Source organism: bacterium (assembly GCA_018830565.1).
In the GTDB taxonomy this organism is placed as follows: domain Bacteria; phylum UBA9089; class JAHJRX01; order JAHJRX01; family JAHJRX01; genus JAHJRX01.
Map to the genome: position 1 here is coordinate 1 of JAHJRX010000011.1, position 4,375 is coordinate 4,375.

The following is a 4,375-nucleotide window of genomic DNA, read 5'->3' on the forward strand; positions in this document are numbered from 1 at the left end:
AGGCAGTCAAAATGGCCAAGGAGAAAGAGAAGATCGAGGCTATTAAGAAGAGGTATAAGGATGAGTGGGTGCTTATTGCTGATTATGAACTGGATGAAGGCCTTAATCCGCTTTGTGGAGTAGTAATAGCCCATTCTAAGAATAGGGATGAAATTTATAAAGAACAGATGGATTATAAGGGCAACCTTTGTATCGAATATACTGGTGAAATTCCTGATAATCTGGCGGTTATGTTGTAATGAAGAGATTTCCATTTAATTAAGTTGACATACTTCGTAGGGAAAATCCACCCCCTAACCCCCGCCAGAGCGGGGGACAGCCTCGTAGATGTCCGTTTGTTTCGTTGCCTTTTCGGACAAGGACAAGCCTATCCCCCGCTGGCGGGGGTAGGGGGTGGAAATACAACTATTATGTCAAGTTATTTATCAGATTGCATATATAATGGTATAAATGACGGTTATTCTTCTCTATCGAGTATTCTTAAGTTAGTTCACGATAGACAGATTAGAGTTCTTCCACTTACAGAGGCTGAAATTATGGAGAGATATTCTTTACCTCAGTCTTTTGGGGCAGGAGAATTAGATTCCCTCATAATCTGTAAGCATAGAGAATTATCTCTGGTGACTAATGATAAAAAGGTGGCAAAATTCTGTGAAACCGAAGGAGTTCGATATATCACCCTAAATGCTCTTTTGAGAATGCTATGGAGGAATTCTATCTTGAGCAAAGAGGAGATAAAAGATCTTATTGGAGAGATACAAAAGAAAGATAGGGTTACGATTCTAAAGCCAGGTGAGGTCTTTATAGAATAGACATGAATTAGCTAAAAATGACTAAATGCCTTATTGACTTAATGACTTACTGACCAATAACCAATTACCATTACACGAGGAGGAAGATTGTTATGTTGGAAACAAAAGAAGAAGTAAAATCAATCTTGGTTATAAGGTCAGCACCTTTGCCAATTACCAATCTCTGAGGAGGACTGAATAAAAATTTGACCTCCTGAATATCGTAAATTCTTTTTTCAGGTCTTACCCCCAGAACTACTCTACCCATTCCAGTTTTCATAAACCAGGGGAATCTGGAGTGTGGAGTAGAGCAAATTGTCCAAAAATAGGAGGCGCTAAAGATGGGAACTTACTTATTAGAGCACTCTCAGGAATTCTCTGAAAAATATCCCGGAAAATATATTGCCGTCACTAAGAACGAGCTTGTGGCCATTGGCAATAGCAATATAGAAGTATTCAAAAAGGCCAAAGAGCAGTATCCAGACAAAGAAGTATCTATAACCTATATTCCTACTGATGAGGAGATGGTAACCTTATTATGAAGTTTCCTTACATTAAATTTAGAGGAAGATTTGCTCCGGTTTCAATGTTATTGGCAGGCTTAGTATATTTGATAAGTTTAGGATTTGCTTTGATGAAAAGAAAAGAATCGTTACTTTTCAGAAATTAGAGTAAGAGTTGGATTTTGGGACAAAGATGGATTTTAGTTGACTCAATAACTTAATGACTTATTGACTCAACCACTCATTAACTCATTAACCAATTAAGTAGATATTAAGGGAAATCCTTCATCTTGTGAATGAATTAACGAATTAAACTAATATTTAGCGAGTCCACAAATTATAGAGGATAGTATAAATATAATGGAAGTATTTGACATAGAGCAGGTTCGACAGATGGTACGAGAGGAAAGGCACATCTTTTACAAGCATGCTCTGACAGAAGCTAAAAAGATGGAATAAGACCAGATGATGTTGTTTATATCATCTTAACAGGAAAGATCATTGAAGAGTATCCTAAAAGAAATCGATTCTTAGTTTACGGAACAATCTTTAACAATATACCTTTACATGCTGTTTGCGATGTTTCAATGATAGGGATTCTCTTTATAGTAACAGTATATATCCCAGATAGTTCAGAATGGATCAATTTCCAAATAAGGAAGGTGAAAAATGATGAAGCACTTTAATTGCCCAGAATGTAATGGGGATGTAACCGACGGAAGGGTAAAGATGGATTATAATTTAGGCTGGATAAAACTGACCATAAAAAATGTTCCAGCTAATGTCTGCTCAGAGTGTGGACAGGAGTTTATCGATGGCCCGATAGCTGAGAATCTTAATAGGTTGGTAGATCGAGTGGCCGAGGATGTAGGTAGTTTTTCCAAAAAGATACCTATTCTTCAAGAGGAAATAAAAGAAGTTGCTATAGCAATATAGTGCTCCATCAAAATTGATTTTGTGGATTGGGTTGAGATGTAGTTCTATTCGCTTTCAATATCTAATTTTAAGATTGATGAGGTGAAGAGATAAGGGTAGTTGTTCAGAATTGTGTGGCTGAAAAGCCTTATATCTGGCATGGAGTGATGAAAAGATAAAAAGAGTATCCATTTTTTAAAAGGAATTCAAAATAGGAGTAAGAGAAGATAGGCTCATTTTTCTTTGAGAATGTGGAAAGAGAGGGAATAATCTTATGAGCAAGTTTTTAGCAAAGGCCAATGGTCTTCGTGAGGATGCTGACTATGGAGACTTTGTTGAAATATCCAAAAGAAGATGCCCAAACCCAACTCGGTTGGGCTAAAGATTTTTCAAGGAAGCCGATGGTGTGTTTGAGAAAATGCTTATGGATCTAAAATAGACTTGTTGCCAAATAAGCCAATTTTTGTTATAAGCTTAGAACTTATAACGACTTATAACAAATTATGAGGTTTTAGGCTAACTCCTTGATTTTACAAAAGTTACCTCTGGTTATCGCTTGTTTCGCACCATGTCTAATTTATGCCGTTTAGAAAAAAGAAGGAGACAATAAGGAGGATAGGAAGATGTTGGAAATAGCAGAGACATTGGGTAAGATTAAGACCTTGGAAAACCTAGTTCGGGATGGAATGGAAGATGATGTTATCGTAAAGACCGTTGACAAGACAATAGATAAGTTGTTGTTTTACCGAAGAGAAAAATATGAAAGAGATATAAAAGAACTTCAAGAGAAGATGAATCTATTTGAAAAAAGATATAAAATGGATTCAGAGGATTTTTATAAGAGATTTAATGAAGGTAATCTCGGAGATGATATGGACTATATTGAATGGTTTGCTCTTTACGATATGAAGAAACGAATTGAAGAGAGGATGAAGGGGCTCCTTAGAGGATGAGGATAGAAGAATACTTAGCCAGGATAAAGAGTCTTATAATAAGTAGTGAAGTTATAGGAAGTTATCAAATTCGAGAAGAAGTGATTAAAGAGCAGGAAGGCTACATTCGGGTTAAGGCTAACCTAATCAATGATGACATCTTAGAATTAATGGAATACATAGTCTTAGAAAAAAATCAGGCACAGATAAAGAAGTATAGTTTTCACTGGCAAAAGGAGGATGGAACCCTGGTAAAGAGATGGGATAATGTTGTCCATCACCCTGAAGTAGCAAATTTTCCTTATCATGTCCATATAGGAGAAGATAGAATTGAGACATCTAAGGAGATGAATACAGAAACTACCTTAGAGATTATCACGCAAGAGTTGGGAAGTTAGAAAAGAGCAAAATGGATATAATCTTACGAGAGACAAAAATGAGTGTCCATGGCCTTTATCATTGGAAAACGATTCTGTAATGTAATCAGAGAGCAGTCTTTTAGTAGTGAACCAGATTGAAATATAGGAGATACGCTCAATAACTTAATAACTCATTATTGACTAATTGACTTAATGACTGAATTATAGTGAGGTGAAGAGATGAGGGTAGCTGCACAGAATTATGTAGGGTATTATATAGATGGTAATCCTGTTCCGTTTTCCAGAATAAAATGGAAGGATTTAACAGACAAGCCTTATATCTGGCATGTTGTTGCGAGTTTCCTAACCCAACCACTGGTGTGATTATATGAAGGGTGAGGTTGAATATACAATAAGACTTGGACCAGTCGACAGATATAGACACAAGCATATTAGGGAGAAGTGGAAGGTTGTACATTTTCGTATTCAATATGAAACCTTGATTGGTGATAAATGGTATCCTGTAGTAAGATATGATACTGCTCATGGATTTGCCCACAGGGATTTGATGAGCAGAAAAGGACAGGTTACAAAAACACCAATTTTAATCTTTGATTATAACGATGCCCTTATTTTTGCGGAGAGCGATCTCAAAGCAAATTGGGAGATTTATAAAGAGAGATTTCTAAGGGGGTGAACAGTATGGGTAAAGAAAAGGAAATGATAGAGCGAAATATCGAATTAAGTACAGAGTTTAGCAAATATCTATTTGAACATCCAGAATTAGAAGAAAAAATACCATTAGGGGCAGAGATTGTAATTCTACCAGAGTTTGATACCCAATTAAGAGATTTTAATTTAAAATTAGGTAGAGA

8 protein-coding genes are annotated in these 4,375 nt (G+C 36.1%); all 8 read left to right on the forward strand.

The features are described 5' to 3' along the window. The first annotated feature begins 11 nt into the window (after positions 1-11). The 8 genes from KJ849_00795 to KJ849_00830 all read left to right on the forward strand — a co-directional run bounded on the left by KJ849_00795 (position 12) and on the right by KJ849_00830 (position 4,197). The gene (locus tag KJ849_00795) at positions 12-239 is read left to right on the forward strand and encodes a hypothetical protein (protein ID MBU2599111.1); all 228 of its coding nucleotides are present in this window, start codon (positions 12-14) and stop codon (positions 237-239) included. 171 nt (positions 240-410) lie between these two features. Continuing rightward, a complete protein-coding gene (locus KJ849_00800; protein MBU2599112.1) occupies positions 411-812 on the forward strand; it encodes a hypothetical protein in 402 nt (133 codons plus the stop codon). A gap of 320 nt (positions 813-1,132) precedes the next feature. Next, positions 1,133-1,333, forward strand: coding sequence for a hypothetical protein (locus tag KJ849_00805; GenBank protein MBU2599113.1), 201 nt, complete (start codon positions 1,133-1,135; stop codon positions 1,331-1,333). A 416-nt stretch (positions 1,334-1,749) separates the two neighbouring features. Continuing rightward, positions 1,750-1,980, forward strand: coding sequence for a DUF4258 domain-containing protein (locus tag KJ849_00810; protein MBU2599114.1), 231 nt, complete (start codon positions 1,750-1,752; stop codon positions 1,978-1,980). Next, complete coding sequence (locus KJ849_00815; GenBank protein MBU2599115.1) at positions 1,964-2,230, forward strand: YgiT-type zinc finger protein; 267 nt, start codon at positions 1,964-1,966, stop codon at positions 2,228-2,230. Before KJ849_00810 ends, KJ849_00815 begins: the two co-directional genes overlap by 17 nt. A gap of 602 nt (positions 2,231-2,832) precedes the next feature. After that, a complete protein-coding gene (locus KJ849_00820; protein ID MBU2599116.1) occupies positions 2,833-3,162 on the forward strand; it encodes a hypothetical protein in 330 nt (109 codons plus the stop codon). After that, on the forward strand, positions 3,159-3,539 hold the full coding sequence (locus tag KJ849_00825; protein MBU2599117.1) for a hypothetical protein: 381 nt from the start codon (positions 3,159-3,161) through the stop codon (positions 3,537-3,539). Before KJ849_00820 ends, KJ849_00825 begins: the two co-directional genes overlap by 4 nt. Positions 3,540-3,888: 349 nt before the next feature. Then, positions 3,889-4,197 carry a hypothetical protein gene (locus KJ849_00830; protein MBU2599118.1) on the forward strand — a complete coding sequence of 103 codons (309 nt, stop codon included), beginning with the start codon at positions 3,889-3,891 and terminating at the stop codon, positions 4,195-4,197. Positions 4,198-4,375 lie beyond the last annotated feature (178 nt).

Excerpts from the sequence above, each read along its gene's own strand:
- KJ849_00800 (MBU2599112.1), top strand. The coding sequence starts at position 411 with ATGTCAAGTTATTTATCAGATTGCATATATAATGGTATAAATGACGGT.
- KJ849_00830 (MBU2599118.1), top strand. The coding sequence starts at position 3,889 with ATGAAGGGTGAGGTTGAATATACAATAAGACTTGGACCAGTCGACAGA.
- KJ849_00795 (MBU2599111.1), top strand. The coding sequence starts at position 12 with ATGGCCAAGGAGAAAGAGAAGATCGAGGCTATTAAGAAGAGGTATAAG.
- KJ849_00815 (MBU2599115.1), top strand. The coding sequence starts at position 1,964 with ATGATGAAGCACTTTAATTGCCCAGAATGTAATGGGGATGTAACCGAC.
- KJ849_00820 (MBU2599116.1), top strand. The coding sequence starts at position 2,833 with ATGTTGGAAATAGCAGAGACATTGGGTAAGATTAAGACCTTGGAAAAC.
- KJ849_00825 (MBU2599117.1), top strand. The coding sequence starts at position 3,159 with ATGAGGATAGAAGAATACTTAGCCAGGATAAAGAGTCTTATAATAAGT.
- KJ849_00805 (MBU2599113.1), top strand. The coding sequence starts at position 1,133 with ATGGGAACTTACTTATTAGAGCACTCTCAGGAATTCTCTGAAAAATAT.